Source organism: Devosia sp. MC532, assembly GCF_016461625.1.
GTDB lineage: Bacteria > Pseudomonadota > Alphaproteobacteria > Rhizobiales > Devosiaceae > Devosia.
The window spans coordinates 55930-82652 of sequence record NZ_JAEMNZ010000005.1; the positions used below are offsets into that span (position 1 = coordinate 55930).

23 protein-coding genes are annotated in these 26723 nt (G+C 56.3%); 8 read left to right on the forward strand and 15 right to left on the reverse strand.

Annotated elements, in window-relative coordinates; genetic code table 11:
* Positions 1 to 51 precede the first annotated feature (51 nt).
* The 4 genes from JHC09_RS07980 (at position 52) to JHC09_RS07995 (ending at position 4290) form a co-directional block, all read left to right on the forward strand.
* On the forward strand, positions 52 to 1311 hold the full coding sequence (locus JHC09_RS07980) for an extracellular solute-binding protein (RefSeq protein ID WP_199531500.1): 1260 nt from the start codon (positions 52 to 54) through the stop codon (positions 1309 to 1311).
* A 65-nt stretch (positions 1312 to 1376) separates the two neighbouring features.
* Positions 1377 to 2285 carry a sugar ABC transporter permease gene (locus JHC09_RS07985; protein WP_349236531.1) on the forward strand — a complete coding sequence of 303 codons (909 nt, stop codon included), beginning with the start codon at positions 1377 to 1379 and terminating at the stop codon, positions 2283 to 2285.
* A 3-nt stretch (positions 2286 to 2288) separates the two neighbouring features.
* Positions 2289 to 3176 carry a carbohydrate ABC transporter permease gene (locus JHC09_RS07990; RefSeq protein ID WP_199531501.1) on the forward strand — a complete coding sequence of 296 codons (888 nt, stop codon included), beginning with the start codon at positions 2289 to 2291 and terminating at the stop codon, positions 3174 to 3176.
* A 34-nt stretch (positions 3177 to 3210) separates the two neighbouring features.
* Positions 3211 to 4290: an ABC transporter ATP-binding protein gene (locus JHC09_RS07995; RefSeq protein ID WP_349236532.1), complete on the forward strand. Its 1080-nt coding sequence runs from the start codon at positions 3211 to 3213 to the stop codon at positions 4288 to 4290.
* Between the two features lie 243 nt (positions 4291 to 4533).
* On the opposite strand, the gene JHC09_RS08000 is transcribed toward JHC09_RS07995, so the two are convergent.
* The 10 genes from JHC09_RS08000 to JHC09_RS08050 form a co-directional block, all read right to left on the reverse strand.
* Positions 4534 to 4899, reverse strand: coding sequence for a cytochrome c (locus tag JHC09_RS08000; RefSeq protein ID WP_248308933.1), 366 nt, complete (start codon positions 4897 to 4899; stop codon positions 4534 to 4536).
* Positions 4896 to 5651 carry a glucose 1-dehydrogenase gene (locus tag JHC09_RS08005; protein ID WP_199531502.1) on the reverse strand — a complete coding sequence of 252 codons (756 nt, stop codon included), beginning with the start codon at positions 5649 to 5651 and terminating at the stop codon, positions 4896 to 4898. Before JHC09_RS08005 ends, JHC09_RS08000 begins: the two co-directional genes overlap by 4 nt.
* 600 nt (positions 5652 to 6251) lie before the next feature.
* Entirely contained in the window at positions 6252 to 7073 is an 822-nt protein-coding gene (gene otnI / locus JHC09_RS08015; RefSeq protein ID WP_199531504.1) for a 2-oxo-tetronate isomerase, read from the reverse strand.
* 100 nt (positions 7074 to 7173) lie between these two features.
* Complete coding sequence (locus JHC09_RS08020) at positions 7174 to 8793, reverse strand: FGGY-family carbohydrate kinase (protein ID WP_199531505.1); 1620 nt, start codon at positions 8791 to 8793, stop codon at positions 7174 to 7176.
* 3 nt (positions 8794 to 8796) lie between these two features.
* The gene (locus tag JHC09_RS08025) at positions 8797 to 9525 is read right to left on the reverse strand and encodes an SDR family oxidoreductase (protein WP_199531506.1); all 729 of its coding nucleotides are present in this window, start codon (positions 9523 to 9525) and stop codon (positions 8797 to 8799) included.
* A gap of 78 nt (positions 9526 to 9603) precedes the next feature.
* Positions 9604 to 10545 (reverse strand): nucleoside hydrolase, encoded by a 942-nt coding sequence (locus tag JHC09_RS08030; protein ID WP_199531507.1) that lies wholly within the window; start codon positions 10543 to 10545, stop codon positions 9604 to 9606.
* Positions 10546 to 10547: 2 nt separating this feature from the next.
* Positions 10548 to 11384: a carbohydrate ABC transporter permease gene (locus JHC09_RS08035; RefSeq protein WP_199531508.1), complete on the reverse strand. Its 837-nt coding sequence runs from the start codon at positions 11382 to 11384 to the stop codon at positions 10548 to 10550.
* Positions 11384 to 12238 carry a sugar ABC transporter permease gene (locus JHC09_RS08040; RefSeq protein WP_199531509.1) on the reverse strand — a complete coding sequence of 285 codons (855 nt, stop codon included), beginning with the start codon at positions 12236 to 12238 and terminating at the stop codon, positions 11384 to 11386. The genes JHC09_RS08035 and JHC09_RS08040 overlap by 1 nt, the downstream gene beginning before the upstream one ends.
* A gap of 20 nt (positions 12239 to 12258) precedes the next feature.
* Positions 12259 to 13533 (reverse strand): sugar ABC transporter substrate-binding protein, encoded by a 1275-nt coding sequence (locus JHC09_RS08045; RefSeq protein WP_199531510.1) that lies wholly within the window; start codon positions 13531 to 13533, stop codon positions 12259 to 12261.
* Between the two features lie 94 nt (positions 13534 to 13627).
* Positions 13628 to 14704, reverse strand: coding sequence for a LacI family DNA-binding transcriptional regulator (locus JHC09_RS08050; RefSeq protein WP_349236533.1), 1077 nt, complete (start codon positions 14702 to 14704; stop codon positions 13628 to 13630).
* On the opposite strand from JHC09_RS08050, the gene ugpC reads away from it, so the two are divergent.
* Entirely contained in the window at positions 14703 to 15749 is a 1047-nt protein-coding gene (gene ugpC, locus JHC09_RS08055) for a sn-glycerol-3-phosphate ABC transporter ATP-binding protein UgpC (protein ID WP_199531512.1), read from the forward strand. The two genes, JHC09_RS08050 and ugpC, sit on opposite strands and share 2 nt — an antisense overlap.
* A gap of 21 nt (positions 15750 to 15770) precedes the next feature.
* Entirely contained in the window at positions 15771 to 16508 is a 738-nt protein-coding gene (locus JHC09_RS08060; RefSeq protein ID WP_199531513.1) for a glycerophosphodiester phosphodiesterase family protein, read from the forward strand.
* Positions 16509 to 17455: 947 nt separating this feature from the next.
* Here the strand turns inward: JHC09_RS08060 and JHC09_RS08065 are convergent.
* Positions 17456 to 19057: a GMC family oxidoreductase N-terminal domain-containing protein gene (locus tag JHC09_RS08065; protein ID WP_199531514.1), complete on the reverse strand. Its 1602-nt coding sequence runs from the start codon at positions 19055 to 19057 to the stop codon at positions 17456 to 17458.
* A gap of 209 nt (positions 19058 to 19266) precedes the next feature.
* Here JHC09_RS08065 and JHC09_RS08070 point away from each other — a divergent pair, with 209 nt between their 5' ends.
* The gene (locus tag JHC09_RS08070; RefSeq protein ID WP_199531515.1) at positions 19267 to 20235 is read left to right on the forward strand and encodes an MBL fold metallo-hydrolase; all 969 of its coding nucleotides are present in this window, start codon (positions 19267 to 19269) and stop codon (positions 20233 to 20235) included.
* Here the strand turns inward: JHC09_RS08070 and JHC09_RS08075 are convergent.
* From JHC09_RS08075 to JHC09_RS08085, 3 genes are all read right to left on the reverse strand, one after another.
* Positions 20232 to 21197, reverse strand: a complete 966-nt coding sequence (locus tag JHC09_RS08075; RefSeq protein WP_199531516.1) for a D-2-hydroxyacid dehydrogenase family protein — start codon at positions 21195 to 21197, stop codon at positions 20232 to 20234. The two genes, JHC09_RS08070 and JHC09_RS08075, sit on opposite strands and share 4 nt — an antisense overlap.
* A gap of 8 nt (positions 21198 to 21205) precedes the next feature.
* A complete protein-coding gene (locus JHC09_RS08080) occupies positions 21206 to 22423 on the reverse strand; it encodes a CoA transferase (RefSeq protein ID WP_199531517.1) in 1218 nt (405 codons plus the stop codon).
* A gap of 121 nt (positions 22424 to 22544) precedes the next feature.
* Positions 22545 to 23510 carry a LysR family transcriptional regulator gene (locus JHC09_RS08085; protein ID WP_199531518.1) on the reverse strand — a complete coding sequence of 322 codons (966 nt, stop codon included), beginning with the start codon at positions 23508 to 23510 and terminating at the stop codon, positions 22545 to 22547.
* 279 nt (positions 23511 to 23789) lie between these two features.
* On the opposite strand from JHC09_RS08085, the gene JHC09_RS08090 reads away from it, so the two are divergent.
* Positions 23790 to 25865, forward strand: a complete 2076-nt coding sequence (locus JHC09_RS08090) for a 3-hydroxyacyl-CoA dehydrogenase NAD-binding domain-containing protein (RefSeq protein ID WP_199531519.1) — start codon at positions 23790 to 23792, stop codon at positions 25863 to 25865.
* 57 nt (positions 25866 to 25922) lie between these two features.
* Here the strand turns inward: JHC09_RS08090 and JHC09_RS08095 are convergent, their stop codons facing one another.
* On the reverse strand, positions 25923 to 26678 hold the full coding sequence (locus JHC09_RS08095; RefSeq protein ID WP_199531520.1) for a carboxymuconolactone decarboxylase family protein: 756 nt from the start codon (positions 26676 to 26678) through the stop codon (positions 25923 to 25925).
* Between the last annotated feature and the right edge of the window lie 45 nt (positions 26679 to 26723).

Here is a 26723-nt window from a genome sequence, read left to right on the forward strand (position 1 = left end):
GCCTGTGCCAATTATGCAATCAGCAGCAAGCGTTGCTACAGGAGGACTAGGATGAAACTATCGACCTTGGCTATGGCACTTGGCGCCGTTGTTCTGACGACGGGCTTTGCTCATGCGCAGGACAAAATCTTTAAAATCTGGTGGTTTGAAGACCCTGCATCGGCGCAGGGCATCACTTGGACTAAGGCGCTTGAGGAGTTCAAGGCGAGCCACCCCGACATCACCGTCGAGTTTGAGCAAAAAACCTTCGTACAGCTGCAAGCTGCCGGTAGCATGATCCTAAACTCGTCCGAAGCGCCAGACCTGCTAGAATACAACAAGGGTAACGCCACTGCCGGTCTGGTTGCCAGCCAAGGCCTGTTGCAGCCCTTGGACGATGCGTTCACCGCGCAGGGTTGGGACAAAATCCTTAACGAAGGCGCGTTGGCGCTGAGCCGCTATGATGAGCTGGGCATCTATGGCTCGGGCAAGATCTGGGGCATTTCTACCTATGGCGAATATGTTTCCGCCTTCTACAATATCGACGCCTTTGAGAAGGCGGGCATTGCAGTGCCCACCACCTTCGAAGAGCTGACCGCCGCTTTCGAAACCTTTAAGGCCGCAGGCACGACCCCTCTCGCGCTTGGTGGCGCTGATACCAGCGGCCAACATGTGCTGGCTTCGCTCGCTTACACCAAGGCCGATCAAACCTGGATCGAGAACTATCAGGGACTGAAGGCCCCACTCGATACCGCGCCCTACCTCTACGCTGCCGACACCATGCTTGACTGGGTAGCGAAAGGCTATGTGAGCCAGGACTCGACGGGCATGAAGGACGCCGATGCTGCGCTCCAGTTCTCCTCAGGTAAGGCGCCAATCTTCATCTCAGGCTCTTGGAACCTTGGCATGTTCAATGCCGACATCAAGGACTTTGAGTGGGGCCAGTTCCTCGTTCCAACCCCGAAATATTCGGTCGGCTCGACCGGCAATCTCTGGGTAGTACCAAAATCGTCCAAAAATCCTGAACTTGCGGCCGAATTCATCAGCCTGCTACTCTCGCCCAAGTACCAGACCGAACAAGCAAATAACGGGGGCGTATCGATTGCCGCGGATCCGGCAACCGTGACCAACCCAGTGGGCCAAAATGCGGCTGCCGTGTTCAAGGAAATCTCTGACAATCAGGGCCTCGGCTTCTACCCTGACTGGCCAGTACCGGGCTTTTACGAGGTGCTGATCCAGAAGGTGTCTGGTCTGCTGCAGGGCACGCTTACCTCCGAGCAGTTCGTTGAGCAGATTAAGAGCACTTACGACGACGCTCAACTGAACCAATAACTGAACAGCACTCACGGGTCGCGTCCACTTCAAGGAGGCGACCCAAGCTCTAGGGAGGCAGGAAAGTGGCAAAGTTGAGCGATGCTTCGGTGGAAGACCGGCGTAGCTACTATCTCTATCTAATACCGGGCGTGCTTGGCTTTATCGCCATTGTCCTCTTGCCCCAATTTGCAAACTTTGGCCTCAGCTTTACGGCGTGGAAAGGCGTCGGGGTGCCAAGGTTTGGTGGCCTGCAGAACTACGAACGACTGTTGAACGACGGTCAGTTCTGGGGCTCGATGGTCAATACTGTGCTATTCGCCATCTCGATGACCGTTATTCCGGTGATCATTGGTCTCGTGCTGGCCGCGCTGTTATTTGATTATATCCGCGACCAATTCGGCGAGCAGCTGTCGAGCTTTTATCGTGCAGCGTTCTATTTGCCACAGATCCTGCCGATCACCGCTGCCGGTGTGCTGTGGGGATGGATACTGAACCCGGTTGGGGTTCTCAATATGATTTTGCACGCCATTGGCTTGGGTGATCTGGCACAAAACTGGCTGGGCAACGCGACCTATGCTTTGCCGGCGGTGTCGCTGGTGATCGTGTGGATTCAAGTCGGGTATTGCCTCGTTGTCTTTATGGCGGGTCTGTCTCGGATTGACCCTTCGCTCTACGAGGCTGCCGAGCTTGATGGTGCTGGGTGGTGGCAGCGACTGGTAACCATCACCATTCCCCTGCTCGCGCCGGAAATTTTCGTTGTGGTGCTGACCACACTCATCGCAGCACTCAAAGTGTTCGCGCCGATTTTCGTGCTCACTGCTGGCGGTCCGGACAACGCCACCATGGTGCCGTCCTACCTCACTTACTACCACTTCTTCACCACGCAACGTGTCGGCTATGCGGCAGCCATTGCTGTGGTGCAAACGATCCTGACCATTGGGCTCGCAGTGATCTTTCTGCGCTTCCAATCCCGCCAAGAGGGGAGGAGCTAGACCATGGCCGACGTTACAGTTCAAACGCTCACCTCGCCCAAAGTTGCAGTGGGACGAAAAGACCAACGCAAGCTAGGTTGGACGCGCTGGGTGGTCCTCACGATAATCACGCTCCTGATGCTTTTCACTTTATTTCCGTTTTTCCTAGCGCTCAGCAACGCTGTGAAATCGGGGACCGATTATGCCATCAACGGCCCCCTGGCTTTGCCGCAATCTATAGACATGACGGCATTGACCAGCTTCTGGCAAATGTCTGACTTCACTCGGAAACTGCTCAATAGCGCGATCATTAGCCTTGCTGTTGCTACGGTGGGCGTGCTGCTGAGCCTGTTTAACGCCTATGCAATTGGCATCGGAAGAGTACGTGGCTCGCGTGCCATCCTCGTGGTGCTGCTGATCGGCATCATGGTGCCGCAGGAGTCTATCGTCTATCCGCTCTATTACATGGCGAAGGTGGCAGGCCTCTACGATAGCCAGCTGGCTGTCATAATCATCTGCTCAGTGCTGCAATGTGCCTTTGGCACCTACCTCCTCTCGTCAGTCCTCGGCAGTTTCCCGCGCGAGATCATCGAAGCAGCAGAAATGGACGGGGCCAGTCGCTGGCAAATTCTGTGGCATGTGGTGGTGCCAGTGTTGCGGCCATCGCTGATGGTGCTGGGAACCTTCTTTTTCATCTGGACCTGGAACGAATTCCTGATCCCGCTGGTGATGTTGGTGTCCAATAATAATCAGACGGTCTCTGTGGCAATGGCCCTAACGCGTGGCCAGCAAACGTCCGACCCAACTTTCCAAGCGGCTGCCGCTTTGCTGGGCATGGCACCTACCCTGATCTTCTTCCTCATTTTCCAGCGCACTCTGACGCGTGGCGTCGCCGTAGGCGCGGTCAAATGACCCCTATTAGAACTGCTTACATTGGAGACCTCAAGTGAGCGCTATCCAAATCGAGTTGACCAATATCGACAAGCACTACGGTGCCTATCACGCCCTCAAGAACGTAAGCTTGCGGATCGAAAAAGGCACTTTTGTTGCTTTGGTCGGTCCATCGGGCTGTGGCAAGTCTACCCTGCTGCGCTCGCTAGCTGGGCTCGAAACCATAACAAGCGGAAACATCACCATCGCCAATGAGGACGTGACACATGTGCCCCCTAGAAAGCGGGACGTGGCGATGGTGTTCCAATCCTATGCGCTTTACCCGCATATGACCGTGGCCGACAACCTGACTTATTCGCTGCGCATTAAGGGCGTGAAAAAGCCTGAAGCGCGCAAAGCGGCCGAAGAGATCGCCCTAACCACCGGCCTCACCGGCCTTCTGGATCGGTATCCGCGAGAATTGTCCGGTGGCCAGCGACAGCGCGTCGCCATGGGGCGGGCAATCATTCGCCACCCCAAGGCATTTTTGTTCGATGAACCACTGTCCAACCTTGACGCCGCGCTGAGGGTGCAGATGCGCAAGGAAATTCGGGCGTTACACGACCGCTTGGGCGCAACGTCTGTCTACGTCACACACGACCAGATCGAAGCCATGACCATGGCTGACCACGTTGTGGTCATGCGAGACGGAATTATTGAGCAACAGGGTTCGCCATTGGAGCTCTACGATAGTCCGGTAAACCAGTTCGTCGCAGGGTTCATCGGGTCGCCTGCAATGAACTTTGTTTCAGCAACAGCGCAAGCCGATGGACTGTCGGTCAAGCTAAACCTTCCTACCGCACCAGTGCTTGAGGTGTCGAAACGTCTCGCTCCTGGAAGTGAGGTCATTGTTGGACTACGGCCTGAGCACCTGAAATTACTGAGTCCGGACGAGCCGTCTGCGCAAGCTATAGCGGCGCAAGTCGGCATCGTTGAGTCTACTGGTTCAACCACTTTTGTCACCACTGTCGGTGAGCCCTCCCTTACCATAGTGGATCAGGGATCACGCAGGCTCAAACGCGGCGACCAGATCCGTCTCCACATCGCCCGCGAGCTCGTCCACGTTTTTGATAAAGATGGCCATCGGACGGCATAGAACAGCTACAGTATGAGAGGACGTTCTGCCTCTGAAACCGTTCGCGTCTTATGTAAATTGAGCCGACACCATTGTACGCGAGAGCTGCAATTGAGCGAGACGTTGCGCCCTTCCATAGCGGCGCAGCGTCTCACATAAGCGAAGTGCTACGCGATCAAGCAGATTCGTACCAAGATGTGAACCGCCAAGACGTTGGGGGCCCGCACGAGGCAAGCCGACGACCACTATCCCTGAGTTTTCTGATTACTCTAGGGACTTAAGGTATTCGACGATTGCCGCGGCCTGCTGGGGATCAAACTCAAACTCGGGCATGTCCGGATGGCCAGTGAAGATACCTTCAACCAATGCCTCACTGAGGAATTCGACGTCATAACGTAGATGTAGATCGCGGAACGCTGGCGCGATGGCGTGTGAGCTCTCGCCCTGACGACCGGTGGCGTGGCAATCGGCGCAATACATGGTTACCAGTGCTCGTCCCTCTTCGACCGGATTATACTCTTGCGCGGTCATGCCTTGTATCATCAATATGGTGAGTAGGCCCACTGCCGCTGTTTTCGATGCACGGCTCAGCTTTGACAGGCTCCTTTGTGGCACGGCGAAAGCTGTCATGCCGCGCTCCATCCCATATCGACCGGCAATACTGCGCCATTGAGATGGCGCGCTTCATCCGAGGCAACAAACAGTACGGCATTGGCGATGTCGTCCGGATCAAGCATCCCCGGATTGCTAGCCTGATAGGCACCCAAGCGCCCTAGCGCGGCTTGGTCCAACGCTTGGCCCTTAACGCTGTCCATGATGTTGGTGCGAACGCCTCCCAAAGCCAACGCGTTGCAGCGCAGGCCATACTTTGCATATTGAAAGGCGGTGCTCTTTGTCAGCCCAATGAGGGCGTGCTTTGACGCCGTGTAAGCGGCTCCCGCCGCGCCACCACCAATTGCCGCTACGGAAGCGATATTCACAATCGAGCCGCCACCTTGCGCGAGCATCAGCGGCACGGCCCGACGCATGGCATACATTGGCCCATCGACATTTACTGACATGCACCGGCGCCACGTGGCATTGTCGACGTCAGCGACCGACTGAAACAGGTCCATAACGCCAGCATTGTTCACCAAGATATCGAGGCGACCGAAGTCTGCGACAGCCCGGTCGATCATCGCAATACAGTCGGCTTCTTGGGCGACATCCCCCCTCACGCCGACAATAGCGCCATCGATCTCCGTGACTGCCGCATCAACAGCATCGGCATCCAGGTCAACAGCAACCACCTTCGCTCCTTCGGCTGCAAACCTTTTTGCAATTGCGAAACCTATGCCAGAACCAGCACCTGTAACGACCGCCACCTTGTCCTGTAACCGCATAGAGAACCTCCGTATCGCCCCCAATCTACGACCATCAAGTCGCTGCGCGTTGACGCAGATCAATCGCTCGGCCTAGGCCATGAGCATCCCAAGAAAGGATCCTCGCCGGCAGCAGCTGCCATGAACAGCACACCGTATAGGCACGGCGGCATCTATGATGCGCACGCCCTTCGCTAACGCAGTCAATTGACTCGCAGCTTGCGGCCCCGTTCCCTGCCAGCATCACAGACCAGCACCGAGGCCAGGAGCCGGATATAACGGCAGAGACAACGATCGTGATATCCACGCCCCCGTCGTGATCAAGGTTTCTGAGACCGCCTCGATTTCAACTGGCACCCCGATGAACCCATGATTAACCCCTGGCATATGCAAGTGGGTCACACATGCACCTCCCGAATCCAGATGCTGCACCAAAGCAGCCCCTTCGCTACTCAAGACGTCAAACTGCGCTGTAAGAATGGGTATTGGCGGTAGTGTGTGCACGTCAGGCATGTAAAGCGGCGAGCACCGCCAATCGAAACGATCAGCCTCCAGCGGTAGGTGTGGTTCGCATTCCACTGCATATCATCCGTAGACAACCCGACAGCGCCATCACGAAACTCACAACAGCTTTGTGATTTCCCGATTGTAGATATGTCGGTACTCGCGGCCCGACTCTTTAAACCATCCCAAACCGGAGCTCGTACCTGCCTTAGGCTTGTATTCGGCGCCAACCCAGCCGCTGTAACCCGCCTCGTCTAGCACCCGGAAAATATTGGGGTAATTGATTTCACCGGTCCCGGGTTCGTGGCGACCCGGATTGTCGGCAATCTGGACGTGAGCAATGCGGGACTGCAAGCGCTTAAAGCCGAAGATCAAATCCCCCTGCACGATCTGCATGTGATAGAAATCATACTGCAGATAGAGGTTGTCATGCCCCACGGCTTTGGCAATCCGCTCATAGTCATCGGTGGAGTTGATGAAAAAACCGGGAATGTCGCGGGTGTTGATCGGCTCGAGCAGGAGCTTGATACCGGCGGCTGAAAGGCGCGGTGCTGCGTAGCGGAGATTGTCGATGACCACGGCTTCTAGGTCGTCCCGCCCCATGCCAGTCGGCGCAATCCCAGCCAAACAATTGAGCTGCGTGCAGCCCGTCGCCTGTGCGTAGACAATGGCCCGATCCACGCCCTCGCGGAACTCAGCAATTCGGTCTGGGTGGCAGGCGATACCACGTTCGCCTCCGCCCCAATCGCCCGCAGGCAGATTGAACAGCGCCTGCGTTAAGCCATGGGCTTCCAGCTGAGCCTTAATGTCTTCCGGCTTGTGCTCATAAGCCCCCACATATTCGACCGCTTCAAAGCCATCAGCCGCCGCCGCCGCAAATCGCTCCATAAATGGCAATTCGCCATAGAGCATCGACAGGTTTGCAGAAAATCTTGGCATGTTGGCGTCCTTCAACGACTTAGGCAAGGGCTGGCCTCGCCGCCACGGCAAGCTTTTAGAGAGTTCAAAGCCGGACCCGACGCCGCCATTAGAAAAACCCTCATTGCTCAGAGCAGCGAATTCTTTCCGCGACGGACTGTAGGTCGACAAATGCGCCGTAGCGCTTCTGATGGAAAGATTGGCGGGCCACACTCGGTAAGATCACGTCTTGCGTGCTGGCCATTTGCGCCATTGCTTCGCTCAGCGCTTGATATGCACCAGCGGCAGTCGCGCCCAACATAGCGGAGCCGAGCAGCACAGGCTCAGGTGAACTGGTGACGGCCACAGGCACACCGACGCTATCGGCGAGAAGTTGGCGTACGAGCTTTGACTTACCAGCCCCGCCGCTAATGTAGATTGCTTCGACAGTGATACCGGACCCGGAGGACGCTTCAATGATCTGTCGTAGACCGTACCCAAGGCCCAAAAGTCCAGCAACATAGAGCGCCACAAGGCTCGCCTCTGTAGTGTCCATGCCGATGCCCGCAATGACCGCCTTCGCTAATGGGTTGGCATGGGGTGCCCTATTGCCTAAAAACTCAGGAACAACATGGAGGCCCTGCGCCAGCTGCGCAATGTCTGACGGTGTGGCTCCCGTGGCGTCGGCCAATTGTCCGAGATAGGCAGGCACGGACAGTCCTGCTGCAGTCGCCCTTTCACGCGCCGCAGCACCAAAAGGATGCAGAGTGACAAGATGGTCGAGCGCTGCACCGGCGGCAGATTGGCCACCTTCACTCAGCCATAAGCCCGGCACCATGGCGTCGTAATAAGGACCCCATACGCCGGAAACTGGCTTTGCCGTTTCAGTGGAGGCCATTGTGCAAGCCGAAGTCCCAAAGACATAGGCCATGCGCGAAATTATCGTCCCCGGCCCGCCTGCAGCGCCTAGCGTCCCAATGCCGCCGGCATGTGCGTCGATCAAAGCCGCGCCGACCGAAGTCCCCGCAACAAGGCCCAGTTCTGCACCCGCCTCTGCAGTCAGCCCGTTGCCCAATGGCGAACCGGGCGAGACAATGTCAGTGCCGATACGCGAAAAGCTTTCATCGGCGAGTGCACCCAAGCCAATGGCGCGGAAATAGCTCTCATCCCAACGCTGCTCGTGAGCCAAATAGGTCCACTTGCAGGTGACGGTGCAGGAAGACCGAGCAAGGCTTCCTGTTGCCTTCCAGGTCAGAAAATCGGGCAGATCGAAAAACTGCCAAGCACTCGCAAATACTTCCGGCTTGTTCTCCGCCAGCCACAGCAGTTTTGGCGTCTGCATTTCCGGAGAGATCCGCCCGCCAACGTAAGCCAGAACAGCATGATCACCGGCATTGATCCGCTCGGCCTGATCCAGCGCACGGTGGTCCATCCATACAATGATATCGCGGCTCGGATCGCTACTGTCACTGATTGAAAGTGGCTTCCCGCCTTCGCCCAACACTACCAAAGAGCACGTTGCGTCAAAGCCGATGCCATTGACATCGGCGGGAGCAACGCCTGCAAGGGCAACAGCCTCGCGGACCGTTTTGCAGACGGCCCGCCAAATATCGGCGCTTGAACTTTCCGCCCGTTCGCCGGGCTCTAAACAGAGTTTTATCGGATCAACCGCCGAGGCGAGCATTGTTCCTTGAGCATCGAACACCCCGGCGCGTGCGCTCGCGGTCCCAACGTCGACACCGATAAAATACTGTTTTTTCATGGCTTAAAGATCGTTGCGCTGCGGAAGAATGACGAGATCACGGATGGTAACACTGCGCTTACGCGTGAGCATAAAGACAACCGCGTCAGCGACCTCTTCTGGTTCCATCAGGTCACCTGCCGCCAAAGCGGCTTCCAGCTTTTCCTTTGGCCAGTCAGCAATCAGTGCTGTCCGCACCGGGCCGGGACACACTGCGCCGACGCGTATACCTGCCGGAGCCACCTGACGGCGCACCGTATGTACGAAAGCCTGCACGGCAAATTTGGAAGCGGTGTAAATCGGCTCCCATGCAACCGGGACAACGCCAGCAATCGAGCTGGTCATGATGATGTCGCCGGTTTTGCGCTCTGTCATATAGGGCAAGACGGCATGAACGGTGCGGAAGGCGGCATTGATATTCAGGTTCAACATCCGGTCCCAGTGGTCCGGATTGCCCTCGACAATTGGCCCGCCGATATAGGCGCCCGCATTGGCGTGGAAAATATCGAGCTTACCTGCACGATCAAGAATTGCGGGCAGCATGGTCGCAACACTGTCGGGCGAGAGGAGATCGACTTCGACGGCAAAAGCACCCTGCCCCAATTCTGCGCATGCCGAGGCCAGTGCAGCGGCATCGCGGTCAACCAAGGCGACCTGCGCTCCGGCCTCCGTAAGCGCCTTGGCACAGGCGAAACCGATTCCAGAGGCCGCCCCAGTAATCGCTGCAACTTGGCCCTTCAAAGACAGGCTCATTCGGTGGTCCTTTGTATGGTCGTAACGCAATCGAGCCACGCCTTAGCGTGGCCCGAGCAACTGTCATCTGCGCCAGCTTTAACGTGAAGTAAATGCCCGAAGTCGCGCAAAAAAGTCCCGAAGGATCGGATTGCGATCAACATAGGTCACATAGCGCAGCAAATGGCGGCCGCGATCTTCTGAGTAGGTAATATTGTCGGTCATAATCGGGGTATGCGCGATCACGCTTGGCGTCCAGCTTTCATCAAGCAACCAAGCCACAGCGGCCATGTCCCAAATCTCCTTAGCCCAACCGGTGTGGTTGTCCGAGTATTCTTTGAAACGCATCGACAAGAAGGCACCGATGTCGCCGCATGGCTCAACGTATTTCTCGATTTCAGGAACCGTGCTGTGGAGATGCGAAGTTACGCCCATGCAGGGAACGAGAACCAGCGGCACACCGCTGTCGTACAGCACCTGAACGCCACCAACGTCCTGCTTGAGATTGAACTCAACCTGATGCGGCCATTCAAACGCGTGCCCACCGAGCCACACAACAACTGTCCGATCGATAATATCCGGAGCCTTGAGCAGAGCCGAGGCCACGTTGCTGATCGCCCCGATGGCAACAACATACAGCGGATCTTCTGGTGTTGCAGAGCGGGCACGGGCAATCAAATCGTCGACCGCAGGAGCCTCGCGGGCAATTTTCTCGAAGCCGACATAGTCCGTAACGCCGCGATGAACCAAGCCCTCGGGATTGACATCCATACGCTTGAGGAGCTCAAGAATTTCCTGATAGCTCAGCTCCATTCCCTCGCCCGGACCTGAGGACCGATCATTGAAGAATGGCGCTGCGTAGACCGCTTCGAGGTTGATGCGCTCGGGCGACAGCAGAAGCTGCACAAGCGCAAACTGATCATCGATCTCGTTATAGGTATCGGTGTCCAACACCACGCGGAGTTTGCCGGCCCGAGGAGCGAGCAGCGCAAGACGCGCTTCGACAGAGAGCTGCGGCGCAGATTTTGCGGAAAGGGACATAGTTATTCCTTGCTACCGGTGGCTGCCACCGAGTTCGAAAAATACGGCTGGAAGAAAACGAGGATGATCATGGGAACCAGCGAAATAAACATCGCGCCGGCCATGATGGGACCAAAGGCGATGCCCCATGCGCTGCTGAATTGCGCGATAGACACAGCCGCAACCTTGTATTCGGTCGCTGGGGCAATCAGCAGCGGCCACAGATAGGCCTGCCACTGGAAGATGAACATGATGAGCCCGGCGCTGATCATGGCTGGGCCGGAAAGTGGCAGGTAGACGCGCCAGAAAACCTGGAACCACCCCATGCCGTCGACCATCGCCGCTTCGCGCAATTCTTTTGGAAGGCCAAGGAAGAACTGACGTAGCAGGAACACAGCAAGGCCATTGCCGAGACCTGGCAAGATGAGACCGAGGTAGCTGTTCTGCAGTTCTGCCCCCCGCATGATTTCATAGAGCGGCAGAGCAATTGCGTCGAACGGGATAAGGAAGCTGATGATCATGATCGTGAACACAAGATTCCGGCCCGGAAATTCGATCACTGACAGCGCAAATGCCGCCGTTGTGCAGACGACCAAGCCGCCCAAAACCGTCACGACGGCAACAAACAGCGAATTGAACAGTGCCTGACCAAATGTGCTCTGGAAGAGAGCAATAACGTGCTCGAACGTCCAGCGCGTGGGCAGGAAGGTCTCAATCGTAATCGGATTGAGGAACTTGAAAATGTCCGCTTCGGGACGGAAGGCACTGATAAAAATCCACCAGAGTGGCAGGAAAAAGATGATGCCTGTCGCAGCGATGACAGCGATATGCAGTACGGTTGTCGCCTTCAAGTTTTGCATCACTTCTCTCCCTTGTCGCTCATCATGCGGAACTGCAGCGCAACAATCGTGAGCATGAGCAGAATCAGCACGACGGTCGCGGCATAAGCACTGGCCTTGTCACCCGTCCCAAAAGCGCGCGTGTAAACTTCATGCATGATCAGATTGGTCGACCGCTGCGGACCGCCGCGCGTCAAAATCTGTACCGGCGCGAAAACGAGGAAATTAGATACGGTGTCTGCGACCAGCACGAACGTCAGCGGGCGCCGCAATTGTGGAACGGTTATCTTGGTGAACTGCTGCCACCAATTCATCCCGTCGATACGCGCCGCCTCGTAGAGCGACTTCGGGATGTCCTGCAACCCTGCCAGGAGAATAGTCATCCAATACCCGACCCCAATCCAGCTCGTCACCAGAATGATGCAAGCCAGCGCCTGTGATGGCGAGGTCAAGAACGGTTGCGGGCCAATCCCGAAGACGCCCAACAAAGCGTTAGCGAGCCCGTCAGGCCGGAGTGCAGCGGCCCAAACGACTGCCGAGACTGAAGCCGGGATCGCCACTGGTAGCAAAACCAGCGTGCGCCATAGCCCTGTGCCCGGCAGCTTATTGTTCAACAGAATTGCCAATCCGAGGGAAACGGCAATCTGCAACGGGTTCACAACGATGGAAAAGAATAGCGTCGTCCAGACCGAGGACTGGAAAACAGGATCCCCAAAAATATAGATATAGTTATCAAAACTGTAGGTCGTTGCCCGCGGAGCGAGCAACGATTCATGGACGGAAAGAAGCGCAGGCCAAATTCTCAGACAAATGACAGCCAGTAGTGCCGGAGCCAAAAAGGCCATGGCTATAGTTAGATTTCTGGTTTTAGACACGCGCTTCCCCCTAGTCGGTCTTACTGGATACGCGAGAGCGTCGAGGTCAGCTCACGCTGAGCATCTTCCAGCGTTGCCTTCACGTCAGCGCCGTTACGCAGATCGCCAAAGACGCGGTTCATGACTTCTTCAAATGCAACAAAGCCTGCAGAGAGCGGACGGCTCACAGCGGTATCGCGCAGTTCGTAGCCCATGATCTTCTGGGTATCATTGCCGTTGACTGGGAACTTTGGAGCGAACCACTCCGAGTAAATCTTGAAGGCTTCCAAGTTCACTGGCGGAATTGGGTTGGCCTCAACGGTCTTGAACGCACCCTGCGGATCAAGCGACATGAACTTGGCCAGCTTCATGGCTTCTTCTGGCTTTGACGAGTGCGGGCTAACTGCCAGCGCCCAAGAACCGGTTGGTGTCACAGCCTTACCACCAGCGTGGTAAGGAACTGGTGCAACGCCGAAGTTCAGGCCTTCCGTATTAGTGTAACCAGCGAGCTGCCATGGACCGCCGACGATGAAGGCCATTTCGCCTGAGGCGAACAGTGGCGGGACCTGGCCAGTGGGGATACCACGTGGCGAGATGCCGTCTTCAAACATCTTGGCGTAGAATGTCGCGCCTTCGATCCACTTGTCATTGGTAACGTCAGGGGTGAGGTTACCTTCCCCAGTCAAACCCGAGCCAGCACCGAGACCTTCAAAGATTGGCTGGAGCTGATAGTAGCGATCGATCTGCTCGAATGCGAAACCATACTTCGCACCAGCTTCCTGAGCCTTCTTGGCCTGCTCAAAAACCAGATCATAAGTCAGACGATCTGCCTGTTCCGAACTCGGATGGGCAATGCCAGCCTTATCGAGCAGGTCCTTGTTATAATACATGACCTGCGTAGAGGTCCAAAGCGGCAGCGTGTAGATCGTCCCGTCAACGCTGAGCGCATCAAGAGCGACTGGCGTGACCAAAGGTTCGATTTCCGAACGCAGATCTTCGAGCGACTTCAGGTAACCGCGCGAAACCATTGCGGCAACGCGTGGGCTATCGACCAGCAGCACGTCGATGCTGTCATCACCGCCCCCGATACGGGCTTCAATCGCCGCGTTCATGCTCTCGAACGGGATCGACTGATGCTCGACCGTAATGCCCGGATTGGCTTCTTCGAAGGCCGCAATAACCGGAGCGAGAACATCGTCGCGTTCAGCCGAAATAAGGGTCAATTTTACGTCTGCGGCAAGAACCGCACCCATGCTGACAGAGCTCAGGGCAGCCGCAAGCACAGCAGCACGAGCTGCTTTCTTCAAAATGATCAAGATTTCCTCCCACGGAAATGGCGAGTGTTTCTGCACCCGTGTGCAGAAACTTAGGAAGGAATGTCGCACCCTGTCAAGTACGACGAAGGATTGATCAGCGAGTCGTGCTGCGCAGCACCAATTGAGGGGTTATATCGATATGGCTCACGTCTACCGGACGGCCGTCGATTTTATCCATCAGGATACGGACCGCCTCTGCCGCCATCAGCGGCAGGTTCTGATCAACGCTGGTGAGTGCATGCAGAGTTGATTCTGCCAGAGCGGTATTGTCGTATCCGACGATACCAATATCGTCAGGAACAGCCTTGCCGAACTCCCCCTGGACAACTTCCATCGCTGCCAACGCCATCAGGTCGTTGGCGCAAAAGATTGCATCAGGAGGATTGGGCATGGCCATAAACTGACGCATGACCTGCTGCGTTACATCGCGGCGATCCTCGCCACTGGCACGCGCAGCAAGCGCTAAGCCGTGCTTGGCTAGACCATCCTGCACACCCCGGCCACGATCGACTGCCGAAGAGGTATCCTGTGGGCCTGACACGTAAGCGATACGTGAGAAGCCTTTTGCCACCAGCAAGTCAGCGACCATGACGCCGCCGGCATAGTTGTCACCCCCAACGGTAGTTACACTGCCCTCTCGTAGGTGGTGATTGACCAAAACAACCGGCCGTCCGCTCTGGTTGAGCTGTACCGCGAGTCGTGACGTGAGCTTAGAGGCAGGCAATAGAATGCCGTCGACTTGATAGGACAACAAGCGCTCAAGCAGCTCATCCATGCGTGAAGCATCACCGACGAGCAGAAGAATTCCGAGACCGCGCTGCTGCAAAGCAGTGGAGAGTAGCTCCAAAAGCTTCGCATAGAACGGATTGTTCAGATCAGAACAAACGACCCCAACCAGACCGCTGCGCCTCTTCGACAAAGAGCGAGCGATGGCGTTTGGCCGATAGCCCAGCATCTCTGCCGCTGCCATCACCTTCGCCCTTGTTTCAGCCGATACATATGCGTTTGGCGTAAAAGTCCGCGAAACAGCAGACCGAGAAACGCCTGCAAGCTTCGCCACATCCGCTGATGCAGGTTCTTTTTTCTTCATCCGGCCATATCGCCAGATTACGGCTTGACCGTCAATAACTCTCCACAATAGTCTGCACGCGGGTGCAGGAGGATATTGCATGAGTACGTTGACACTTCGCGGTGTGAAGAAATCCTATTCCGGGACGCAGGTTTTGCATTCCGTCGACTTGGATGTGGCGGAGGGCGAATTCGTCGTTCTTGTCGGCCCATCTGGATGCGGGAAATCGACACTTCTGCGAATGATTGCTGGCCTTGAAGATATCACCGAGGGTGACGTTCTGATTGACGGCAAGGTGGTCAACGCCGCTTCACCAAAAGAGCGAAATATCGCCATGGTGTTCCAGAACTACGCGCTTTATCCGCACATGAGCGTGCGTGAAAACATCGGCATCAACCTCAAAATCGCAGGTCTTTCAAAGGACGAGGTTGAAAAGCGCGTGCTCGACGCCGCAAAATTGCTCAATATCCAGCCCTACCTCGACCGTCGGCCGGGCCAGCTGTCTGGCGGCCAACGCCAACGCGTCGCCATGGGCCGCGCGATTGTGCGCAACCCAGCCGTGTTTCTGTTTGACGAGCCGCTGAGCAATCTTGACGCCAAGCTGCGCGTCCAAATGCGCTCCGAGATCAAGGCGCTGCAGACCAAGACGCCGCGCACATCCATCTACGTTACGCATGATCAGACCGAGGCCATGACGCTGGCTGATCGTGTGGTGATCATGAATTCGGGCCGCATCGAGCAAATCGGCTCAGCGATGGAAGTTTACTCCAAGCCCACCAATGTCTTTGTGGCGAGCTTCATCGGCTCGCCCGCCATGAATATTTTCGAAACCAGCATCACCGGCTCGTCGTTTGATCTTGGCGGAACACCGGTCTCTCTCGGCACCAAATCCGTAGCCGCCCAAACCGCGCTAATCGGGCTCCGTCCAGAACACATTCTCCTTGATGCCAATGGCCCGATCTCCGGCGAGGTCCAATTTGTTGAACCGATGGGCGCCCAAACGCAACTCAACGTGCGCGTTGGGTCCCGGGATCTCGTTGTCGTCTGCGCAGGTACAGCCATGCCCGTGCCCGGAGAAATTATCCGTCTCGCCGTCGATCCTGAGCTCATCCACGTCTTTGACGCACAGTCATCTCAGCGCATCTAATCAAGAGCCGGGTATCCATCCATGACCATGATTATCGGCCACCGTGGAGGTCGCAACCTCTGGCCTGAAAACAGCATCAGCGGATTTGTGAAAACACGTGACCTCGCGTTAGACGGCGTTGAGTTCGACGTGCACCTTACCAAAGCGGGTGAGTTGCTCGTCATCTACGATGCCACTCTAGAGCGCACAACCTCGGGTACAGGCCCGGTCGCCGACCTCCCACGAGGAGCGCACCAGACCACCCTTCTCAAAGGCACCGAAGAAGGAATTCCTCTCCTTAAGGACGTTCTCGCCCTCTTTGCCGACTCTGCCGGCGAGCTTCACATCGAGTTGAAAGACAACGTCAACGGCATCCCCTACCCGGGCCTCGTCGACGACATTTACGCCGAAGTTGAACGACACGGCCTATTGGGCCGTTCATTTCTGACAAGCTTTTCAGTGTCAGTTCTTGAAGAGCTCCGCGCAAAATACCCCCAAGCACGAACTCTTAACTCCATGCACGGCCCAAATGTGGACGCTGAGGGATTAATCCCAGCTATCGAAAAACGCCTGGCGGTCGCCGACGTCATCGCCATTCAAATTGACACCCTCAGGGATCATTGGTCCACGATCACCAGTCTTGTTCCGCTGGACAGGCTCGGCGCATGGGTCCCCAATAGCGAGGCAGATCTCAGCACCTGGCTGGATCGCGGCATCCGGCAGATTACCACTGATGAACCGGCGTTAGCACTACAAGCCCAAGCGAAAACATCGGCCTGACACGCCCTCAAAAGCAGAGACAGCAAGCCGCGCGCACCGCCCCCCGCACGACATAGTAATGAAGTGCTAGCGCGCGGCCAATGCCGCAAAACTGAGCGGATGGCAAAGTAAAGTCTCGCCCAGCTACGGGACAGACACGCGATTGAATGCGAAAACGATTATCTACTTTTGATCTGCTCCAACGAGGCTCAAAAGCTAAGGAGGCGAAACTGTTCGACGTCTGACGATGGGACAACCGTAGGCGCAGAATGCAACGAGCTAACACGCAACGTGTGCCGACAGAATTATACGCGTTCTTTTCACGCAGGTGACCGCCTTACCTTTGCCCACCCCGCAAACGTGGAAATGCTCGTATCAAAGCGTTGTAGCCAGTCACGCTGCGCAGGTATTTCAAGGCAGCCCATGGCGTTGATACCCTCTTCTTAAGCTCGCAAAAGGTATTTGAGCAGACCTTGGAGGGTGTTCACCCCTGCCCTCATTAGTTTGCCAGCATTAGTTCCCCAAAACTACAGACTAGAACCTGATTGGTAGTCACATCGAGATTTCGCCAAGCGCCCATCTGAGGGCCTAACAACGGGCAGTCTTCACTTTGATGAGCAAAGGCCGAAAGGACCTCGTTACGCACTCTCTATCCGGGTTGCCTAGCTCAACACACCGCCTAACGCAGAGCGATACTTTCGCTGCGCAGGCCGGCATAGGTAGCGGAAAGATTGTCCCTGAGCTGTCATCTCCAAGAATTTATGACTCCCAACCAAATACACGACCTCAGACACGATTGAATTGAAGTGTTGTTGGGTCTGAAGACGGTGCCTGAGTTCGGTTGCCTTGCGTCGCCCCCTCGGACGGCGTAACAAAACCTAGGTGAAGTCACGTTCGCGCCCGAGGCAAGCCTCCGTCCTTTCCGCTACAGACCATCAAAATCTCAAGCTCGCATGTTTCGACAGGCTCTAGGGTGACAGCATGGATATTGCTGCCTTCTCGGCGATCATTATGGTCGGAGAATTGGTATTGCCCGAGGTGATAAATGGCATCGCCGAGGCGTCCACCACACGCAACCCCTCGACGCCAAACACCTTGAGTGTCCCGTCAACGACGGCACTTGGGTCTGTCCTAACGCCCATCTTGGCCGTTCCAACAGGATGGAAGATTGTCGTCCCAATATCACCAGCGACTTGGGCCAATTCTGTGTCGCTTACCAAATGTGCACCAGGGCGATATTCTTCCGGCCGATACTTGGCCATAGCTGGTTGGGACATCACCTTACGGGCCCAACGAATGCTCTCCGCCGCCGTCTGTCGGTCGCCATCCGTTGCCAGATAGTTCGGCGCAATCTGTGGCGCTACCGCGGGGTCCTTAGATGTCACATGGACCGCACCCCGGCTCTCAGGACGCAAGTTGCAAACGCTCACGGTAATGGCGGGGAATTTGTGCATCGCGTCGCCAAATTTATCGAGCGACAACGGCTGAATATGAAACTGAATATTGGGCGTCTCGTGCCGCTCTGAAGAGCGTGTAAAAGCTCCCAATTGCGAGGGCGCCATGGTCAGTGCCCCACGACGACGGAACAGATACTCGGCTCCCATCATGCCGCGCCGGAATAGCGACTGATAGCGCATGTTCATGGTCGGCACATCATGAACCTTGTAGATCGGCCGAAGTTGCAAATGGTCCTGCAAATTCTGGCCCACCCCCGGCAAGTGCTGGACCACGTCAATGCCAAGACCTTGCAGACGTGCGCCATCACCAAGGCCAGACCGTTCTAGAATTGCCGGGCTAGCAACGGCACCAGACGACAGGACCACCTCGCGCCGCGCCCGGATGACTTCAGAACAGCCATTGCGCATCACCTGCACCCCAACAGCTTTGCCGTCGGCGACGATGACACGGTCCACCATTGTGCTTGTCAGCACAGTCAAATTGGGCCGCTTCAACGCTGGTTTGAGGAACCCGCGCGCCGAGCTCCAGCGCCGTCCAGTCTTCTGATTAACGTCAAAATACCCGCAGCCCTCATTGCTGCCCGTATTAAAATCGTCACTCTTGGGAATCCCAGCGCTTTCAGCCGCTTCGATAAATGTGTCGAGCACCTCCCAACGCAGGCGTGGCTGTTCCACACGCCATTCGCCACCAGCGCCATGTAGCGCCGAAGCGCCACGCCAATTGTCTTCATGCTTCTTGAATATGGGGAGCACATCATCCCAGCCCCACCCTTCGAGGCCCGCGTCTCGCCAGCGGTTATAGTCTGCCGCCTGGCCGCGCATATAGATCATTGCGTTGATTGCCGATGACCCACCCAAGACCTTGCCGCGCGGATAGGCCAGCTCACGCCCGTTGAGCCCGTCCGAAGGCTGTGTCCGGAACATCCAGTCCGCCCGTGGATTGCCAATGGCAAATAAATAGCCGACCGGAATATGGAACCAGATCCAATTATCCTTGCCACCTGCTTCAAGCAAAGCGACGGAGTATTTTCCGTTCTCAGACAAACGATTGGCCAACACGCATCCAGCCGAACCGCCACCACAAACGACGAAATCGAATTCCATAGAGCTCATCAGGCACTCCCTTTGGGCAAGGAAAATACTGCGCAGCCTGAGCCGCGGAAACAAATCGTTCTGAACATATGCTTTTCATAAATGGAGAAGATCAGACGCAGCCATGCGCCAAACCCGCGCCGGCTGCAAAGGTCCTGCGCATCAAGTCCTGTTGCCTTCCCTCCTTAGCGCAGTATGGTCATGTTTATATTCGGGCCTTGGACCACCTCGTGACCACTATAGACTTTCTGCGCCCCGGCCTCACCCGCCTCGACTGCCCCATGCCACGCTTCGCTTCGGTCAATGCCTATGTCATTGGGTCCCCCGGCCACCAATTGCTCATTGACACCGGCATGCCAGGTCTAGCCACGGAGGCAGTCTGGAAAGATGCAGAAAATCAGGGGCTTGTTTCTGGAGTTACCGATCTGGTCTGCACCCATATGCACCGCGACCACACAGGTCAGGCGCCGCGCCTCTTGGCACTCCACCAAGCAAAGCTGCGCATGTCACCGGCGGAACACAGCCACATCACTTGGGCCAGCTCCGCTGAGGAAAGCCGCCGGCAGTCCGCCACGCAGCGTTTCCTCCACATGGCGGGCGTCAACCCCGAACACGCCCAAAAATCCCGACCCATCGACTATTCAATGCTGGCCCCCTTCCCGCCTGATTATGCCCCCCTCGCAGATGGTGATCACCTCGCAGCAGGAGGCATCAACTGGGAGGTGATCATTGGCGGCGGTCATTCCAGCGCTGGCGTCTGTCTCCTCTCCGAAGACGAAACGCTCTTCGCGAGCGGAGACCAAATTCTCTCAGGCGCGGGTCCGCATGTGTCGGTCTGGAGCGAAACACCCGATGCCGATCCACTCGGGGACTATTTCGCTTATCTCGATCGCTTAGCATTCATCCCCGAGACGACGCTGGTATTGCCGGGGCATGGCAAGCCCTTCGCCAATCTGTCCGCTCAGGTCACGAAAATCGCTGCGGCGCATCACCGCCGACTTGATGCCATTATGGCGAGCGCCAACAAGGCGATGACTGTGCAATCCCTTTCAGAGTTTGCCTTCTCCGCACGTGCCGCTCAACGGTTCGGAGATCTTCTTCCCGGCATGGTCATGAGCCTCGCCAACTATCTTTGGCACCGCGAAAAACTCATCCGTACCGTTACCGATGATGGTGTCGCGCTCTTTGAGAAGGCCTAATTTAGAACGCGGATCGGAGCGTCCTTAAGAAACGCTGCGATATTCTCAACTGCATCGCCAAAATAGGCGGCAAAGTTCTGGTCGGTAACATAGCCCAAATGAGGCGTCGCCAACACTCGGTCAAAGGCAAACAGCGGGTTGTCGGCCTGCGTCGGCTCCGTAGCAAAGACGTCCAGCCCTACCCCGCCAAGTCGGTTGCTCTGCAAGGCCGAGATCAACGCGGCCTCGTCAATGAGGCCAGCACGCGAGGTATTCACTAAGAGCGCGTGTGGTTTCATCGCCGCGAGTAGATCGGCATTGACCAGACCTAGACTTGCCGCATTCAAGGTCGCATGGAGCGAAACAACATCACTCTGCTCGAATAGGGAGATTAGGCTTTCAGCACGGATTACCCCCGCTGCTGCTGCTCGCTCATCATTCAGCCGCGGCGACCAAGCCATGACGTTCATGCTAAATGCAGTTCCAACCAAGGCCACAGCCGTTCCAACGCGGCCTAGTCCCACAAGGCCTAAGACCCGCCCCTTCAGGCCCAGCCCTAAGCTGGACTGCCAAGCGCCAGCTTTAATGCCATTGGCTTCGGGCACGATGTTGCGTGCAAGTGCCAAGATCAGGGCCCAAGCGAGTTCGGCCGTCGGAGCTCCGGCATTGCCGGTACCACAAACAACAATGTTTCGCGCCCGGGCCGCCGCCATATCGATTGCTGCATTGCCCATGCCGGTGGTCACCAACAGTTTGAGCCGTGGCAACGCTGCCAAAACCTCACTATCAAACAGCGTCCGCTCACGATTGGCGACCACAATATCCGCAGCCGCCAACCGCGCAATCAACGCCTCTTTGCTCGCCAGATAACGCGTCTCAAACACCACATCGACGCTACCTTCCAACACCGACCAGTCCGCGCACTGCGCGGCAACTGATTGATAGTCGTCAAGCACGACGCAGTTGAAACGCTCATCTGCCATGTTCAATCCTAACTTGCCGCCTTGGCTTTGCCAAACGCCCCCGCAGCACGAAACGCCGCCACCTGCTCGGTTGAATAACCGAACTCGGCGAGCACTTCATCAATATCTCCACCCAATGCGGGTGGCGCGGTCACTGCACTGATGTCGACATCGGAGAACAAGAACGGCGAGGCCACTGAACCAATCACATGCTCGCCGACCTGCAAGTCAAGTCGCGCCCCAACAGCGGCCAATTGCGGATGGTCTGCTGCTTCGCCAATCGTGTTGACCTTGGTCGCCACCACCTTGGCCTCTTCGAGAATGGCCAGCAACTCAACACAGCTCTTGGTTTCGGTGATCGCCGAAACCGCTGCCACCAGTGCTACACGATTGCTTCGGCGGTCGAACACCCCGGCGAATTCCGGTCCACCCAGTTCATCTGGGCCAAGAGCCGCAACCAGCCGCTGCCACATGTCATTGGTAGAAGCGATGATAACCACTTCGCCATCGCGGGCCGGAAAGGCTTGGTTCGGCACAGACAGATGGTTAGCTGTGCCCATGGGCTTATGCATTGCCCCATCCATCCAGTACTCGGTGTAAAAATAGCTCATCAGATGGGCTGAGCTCAGGAGCAGGGAAGATTCAACGCGCTGCCCGACACCGGTTTTGACCCGGTGGAATAGCGCGGCCAGAATACCTGAAACGATAGCCAGCGAACCGTGGAGATCCACAATGGCCGAACCGCATCTTACCGGCGAGCGGTCTTCTTCACCCGTAATGCTGATCAGGCCACTATGTGCTTGTAGCGCGAGGTCATTCGCACCCGCTTTAGCCAGCGGCCCCGTGGTGCCAAAGGCTGAAAACTCCGCAAAAATCAGTCGAGGATTGATCGCTTTTAGATCTTCGTAGCCCAAACCCAGCCGTTCCATCACGCCGGGGCGGTAGTTGTGCACCACCACATCGCAATCCTTGGCGAGCCGCCGAGCGATCTCTTTGCCCTCATCAGTGCGCAGATCGATTTCCAGGCTGCGCTTATTGCGGTTCAACGCCAAGAAAGACGGGCTGACCCCGCCAAACTTTTCCAGACGCTCCTTCGTAACGCCGTAGTAGCGCGCCTCATCCCCGCCAGGCGGCTCAATTTTGAGAACATCCGCGCCCATATCGCCGAGCACTTGAGTGGCCGCAGGCCCCGCAAACACACGCGAGAAATCCAGAACCCGAATACCATCAAGAACATTTCCAGACATGAAGCACTCCCCAGAACCAAGCACGGCTATTGCCGCTTGAACTTGGTCAGAGTGCTAACACCCCGCTACTACCCCGATAATCACCGAATGCTGACTAGATTTATTGCAGAAAATGAAAAGGTCAGATGGACACGGTCTGGAAATGCTTCGCGAGAAAATCGATAAACACCCGCGCTTTGACCGGCAAATGTTTCGTAGGCGAATAGACCGCGTAGACGGCATTCTCAAATGAGGTGAAACTGATACGGTAATCTGGCAGCACGCGCACCAATTGCCCAGAGGCCAATTCCTGAGCAACTGCCCAGTCTGGCATCAGGGACAAGCCAAGGCCTTGCATCATCGCGACGTGCAAAGCAGGCCCATTGTTAGTCCGCAAGGACCCCTGCACCGCCACTTCGGTCAGCGCCCCATCTTCGGCCAGAAAACGCCAGGTCACCCCGCCCAGATTAATGCGATATGTCAGGCAATTATGCGCCAGTAAATCGTCCGGGGTTTTAATTTTCGGCCGGGCGGCCAGATAGTCCGGTGTCGCACACAAAATGCGTTCACTGGTCACCAGCTTCCTTGCAATCAACGAGCTGTCGGCAAGCGTGCCGATACGAATATCGACATCGATGTTATTCTCAACAATGTCGATATCCTCATTCGAGAGCGTAAAGTCGACACTGATTTCCGGGTATTGCTGCAAAAACGTTGGTAGCGCGGGTGCAATATATTGCAATCCGACCAGCAGCCGGGAATGCACATGCAGCACGCCTTGTGGCCTCACATGTTCTTGCGTGACCTCAATTTGCGTTTCGCGTACGTCGTTGAGAATACGCTCGGCACGCTGGTAGAAAATCGTACCCATGTCACTGAGTGAGAGCTTTCGACTGGTCCGATTGAGCAGCCGCACCCCCATGCGGTCTTCAAGCGCATTAATGTACCGCGAGACTGAAGCAGGTGAGAGGCCGAACCGACGACCTGCGGCAGAAAAATTCCCCGCTTGGACCACGGTGACAAACAATTCCATATCCCGGAGGCTGGGCAAGTCTTCAATGCGACGGCGTTCGCTCTGCACACCCGACTGTGCTGCCAGCTTACTCATTCCTCATCCCCCAATCTCGCCGAGCCCCTTTGGGAGCCTGCGCTCTTTAGAGCGTCTTCGGCAGCTGCTAATGCATCTAGCATATCAGTTTACACGTTTAATCACAGAGACTTTGGAGAACTCCTCCCCTAAACCCTCAGCTGTTTGAAGCATCTCAATTTGCCACTTTGTCGAAAGCGCATCAGCTTATGGCAAAACAACTTTGCAGATTATGCAAAATTGCACGCACAAGAAAAGGATTAAATGCGAGAGAGAAAATAGGCTTTCCTAGGGACCTCTATGACCGACATCCTTTATGCCGATAGTGCCATCGCATTGTCACCGGCAGTTAAATTTGATCGCCGGGAGAACATCGCGCTTATTTACATCGACAACCCCCCGGTGAACGCGAGCTCAGTTGCCGTGCGCCAGGGGCTCATGGCAGCCTTTGACACCATTTCAGCAGATGCAAGCATTAGTGGTGTTGTCATCGTCGGTGCAGGCAAGAGCTTCATCGCGGGCTCAGATATCAAAGAGTTCGGCAAGGCCCTGCCGCCGCCAGAACTGCCTGCAGTTCTTACTGCAATCGAAGCTTGTCATGCCCCTGTCATTGCCGCCATTCATGGCTCAGCGCTGGGTGGTGGTTACGAGCTAGCTTTGGCTTGCGATTGGCGCATTGCGGTTCCCGATGCTGTTGTGGGCCTTCCAGAAGTTAGCCTTGGCATGATCCCTGGCGCAGGTGGAACTCAGCGCCTTCCCCGCCTTATCGGCATTCCGCAGGCCATTGATATAGTAACCTCCTCTCGACGCGTTAATGGTGTTGAAGCTGCCCAATTGGGTATGGTCGATGCTATCGCATCTAACGATCTTGTGGCCGATGCCATTGCTTTCCTTTCGGGTAAACCCAAACGGCTCAGCGCTCAGCTCGTGGCCCCGCCTGCGTCTGCAGAAGCGATTGAATCTGCGACCAATACCGCACTCGCTAAAGGTAAAGGAAGAGAATGCGTAACAGAAGCTATACGTTCTGTACGCCTCGTCGAAACCACGCCGGTGGCCGAGGCGCTGGAGATTGAACGTGCCATCTTCCAGCGCTTGCGCACCGGCGAGGAAGCGTCAGCTTTACGTTACAATTTCTTTGGTGAACGCGCCGCTGCAAAACCACCAGTTACCGCCACAGCACTGAAGCCAAATGTCGTCGGCGTCGTTGGCGCTGGCACCATGGGTGCAGGTATAGCTCAGGTACTGCTCACCGCAGGTCTCAACACCGTCCTCGTCGACAGCAATGCCGAAGTAACCGCCCGCGCAATCGCCTCGATTACCAAGGGACTGTCCGAGGTCGAAAAGCTCGGCAAGCTCAATGGCGACACCGCCGAAACCCGCTTGGCCTTGCTTACCACATCCAACGACCTCTCGGCCCTCGCCGAAACAGATCTCGTCATCGAAGCCGTTTTTGAAGACCTCGCTGTCAAGACCAATGTGATCGCTAAGCTCGGCCAACTCATGCGCCCAGATGCCATTCTGGCGACGAACACCAGCTATCTCGACATCGAAGTCTTGGCTGCCGCTAGCGGGCGCACGGATCGCTTTTTCGGCCTACACTTCTTCGCTCCAGTTCCCCGCATGAAACTGCTCGAAGTCGTCCAATGCGCAGCGACAACCGACACGACGCTGGCCACCGGCTTTGCCCTTGCTAAGGCCATTGGTAAGCTGCCGGTGCTCGCACGCCCCTGTGAGGGCTTTATTGGCAACCGCATCTACGCCAAGTACCGCGCCCAGTGCGAATACGCCCTCGATGATGGCGCCCTCCCTAAAGCCATTGACGCAGCAGCGACAAAGCTTGGTTTCGCTATGGGCCTATTTGCCGTTTCCGACATATCGGGGCTCGACATCGCTTGGCGGCTGCGCCAGAGCAAAGCCGCGACCCGCGATCCTCAAACTCGCTATGTCACCCTCCCCGACGCCTTATGCGAACTTGGCCGTCTTGGTCGTAAAACCAATGCTGGCTGGTATGACTATGATGACAACGGCAAGCCAGTGCCATCGCCCATCGTCAGCGCACTGGTTACCGCCAATGCAGCCCAGCGCAACACCACAGCACCCGATGCCAATGCAATAAGCGCCGCCATTCTCGGCGCCATCGTCAACGAAGCGGCACTGATCTTTGCTGAAGGCATTTCCCGCTCCGCGAGCGACATCGATGTTGTCCTCACGAATGGGTATGGTTTCTCGAAAAACAAGGGTGGCCCGCTGTTCCAAGCCTCCCGCATGAGCCAAGCCCAGGTCGAAGCCATGGTCGACTTGGCAGCCGCAAATACCGGTTTCGGCTTCGTGCGTGGCGACACCGCCGCTCTACTGTCCAGCATTCGTCAAAGCTAAACCAAGAAGGCCCCACGTTAGTGGGGCCTTCTAATTTTTATCCAAACAGCGTTGCGCTTAGCGCCGCCTCGCCAGTGCATCCATAAGCGGCGGGATGGTTGTTGTGCAGGTGTGAATGGCAATAGCGGCCGTCAGCTGCAGCACATCGGCGATTTCCTCTGGTGTGGCCCCGTGCTGCAACGCCAACCCAATGTGTCGCTCCAATCCCTTCGGCTCGGGACAGACGGGCGACGCACAGATGGCAATGCGGACAAATTCCTTTACCTTCCGCTGCAGTGGCCCATCCCGATAAGGGATCTCAGCATATTTAAGATAGGCATCCATAAAGTCAGGAGCATAGCGGAAGAGCGCGTCGCCTCCTTCCGGCCAATAGCCGACTAGTGCCACAAAGGAAGCTTTTCTGTCCTCCTGCGCCGCGCTCAATGTGATCTGATCGACCAGGCCCGCTAATGCCAACTGACGAACCAAAGCCCCCATCCCCGCCTCCATCGTCATATGGGAAGAGAGGGTAGTCAGCTGGATCACTTCTAAGACTTCCCCCTCAGTCGCGCCCTTCTCAATAGCCATTTCAATGTGCCGAGCTGCCCCGGTGGCATAAAGATGGCTCACTGCACCATCAGCAGCGATATAGATAAACTCGCAGACCTTTGACTCAATCCGCCCCGTAGCAGCCGGCGCATGCTGAAATTGCAAATAGGCACTGAGGTAGTCAGGTGCTGCACTGAGCAAACCATCATGAAACCTATGCCAATATCCACGCAGCGCGATGACGTCAGCTTTCAGCTTCTCCCGTGAGACAGTATCCATCGTCATCCCCTCATTCTTCTTCACTTGGCCGCGTCAGCAGCGAACAAAAAA

Coding starts and splice junctions, on each gene's coding strand:
- JHC09_RS08065 (WP_199531514.1), bottom strand. CDS start 19,057: ATGAGCTCTATGGAATTCGATTTCGTCGTTTGTGGTGGCGGTTCGGCT.
- JHC09_RS08050 (WP_349236533.1), bottom strand. CDS start 14,704: ATGCAATATCCTCCTGCACCCGCGTGCAGACTATTGTGGAGAGTTATT.
- otnI (WP_199531504.1), bottom strand. CDS start 7,073: ATGCCAAGATTTTCTGCAAACCTGTCGATGCTCTATGGCGAATTGCCA.
- JHC09_RS07990 (WP_199531501.1), top strand. CDS start 2,289: ATGGCCGACGTTACAGTTCAAACGCTCACCTCGCCCAAAGTTGCAGTG.
- JHC09_RS08075 (WP_199531516.1), bottom strand. CDS start 21,197: ATGGCAGATGAGCGTTTCAACTGCGTCGTGCTTGACGACTATCAATCA.
- JHC09_RS08005 (WP_199531502.1), bottom strand. CDS start 5,651: ATGCGGTTACAGGACAAGGTGGCGGTCGTTACAGGTGCTGGTTCTGGC.
- JHC09_RS08060 (WP_199531513.1), top strand. CDS start 15,771: ATGACCATGATTATCGGCCACCGTGGAGGTCGCAACCTCTGGCCTGAA.
- JHC09_RS08025 (WP_199531506.1), bottom strand. CDS start 9,525: ATGAGCCTGTCTTTGAAGGGCCAAGTTGCAGCGATTACTGGGGCGGCC.
- JHC09_RS08085 (WP_199531518.1), bottom strand. CDS start 23,510: ATGAGTAAGCTGGCAGCACAGTCGGGTGTGCAGAGCGAACGCCGTCGC.
- JHC09_RS08020 (WP_199531505.1), bottom strand. CDS start 8,793: ATGAAAAAACAGTATTTTATCGGTGTCGACGTTGGGACCGCGAGCGCA.
- JHC09_RS08035 (WP_199531508.1), bottom strand. CDS start 11,384: ATGCAAAACTTGAAGGCGACAACCGTACTGCATATCGCTGTCATCGCT.
- ugpC (WP_199531512.1), top strand. CDS start 14,703: ATGAGTACGTTGACACTTCGCGGTGTGAAGAAATCCTATTCCGGGACG.
- JHC09_RS08000 (WP_248308933.1), bottom strand. CDS start 4,899: ATGACAGCTTTCGCCGTGCCACAAAGGAGCCTGTCAAAGCTGAGCCGT.
- JHC09_RS08030 (WP_199531507.1), bottom strand. CDS start 10,545: ATGTCCCTTTCCGCAAAATCTGCGCCGCAGCTCTCTGTCGAAGCGCGT.
- JHC09_RS08095 (WP_199531520.1), bottom strand. CDS start 26,678: ATGACGATGGATACTGTCTCACGGGAGAAGCTGAAAGCTGACGTCATC.
- JHC09_RS08090 (WP_199531519.1), top strand. CDS start 23,790: ATGACCGACATCCTTTATGCCGATAGTGCCATCGCATTGTCACCGGCA.
- JHC09_RS07980 (WP_199531500.1), top strand. CDS start 52: ATGAAACTATCGACCTTGGCTATGGCACTTGGCGCCGTTGTTCTGACG.
- JHC09_RS08080 (WP_199531517.1), bottom strand. CDS start 22,423: ATGTCTGGAAATGTTCTTGATGGTATTCGGGTTCTGGATTTCTCGCGT.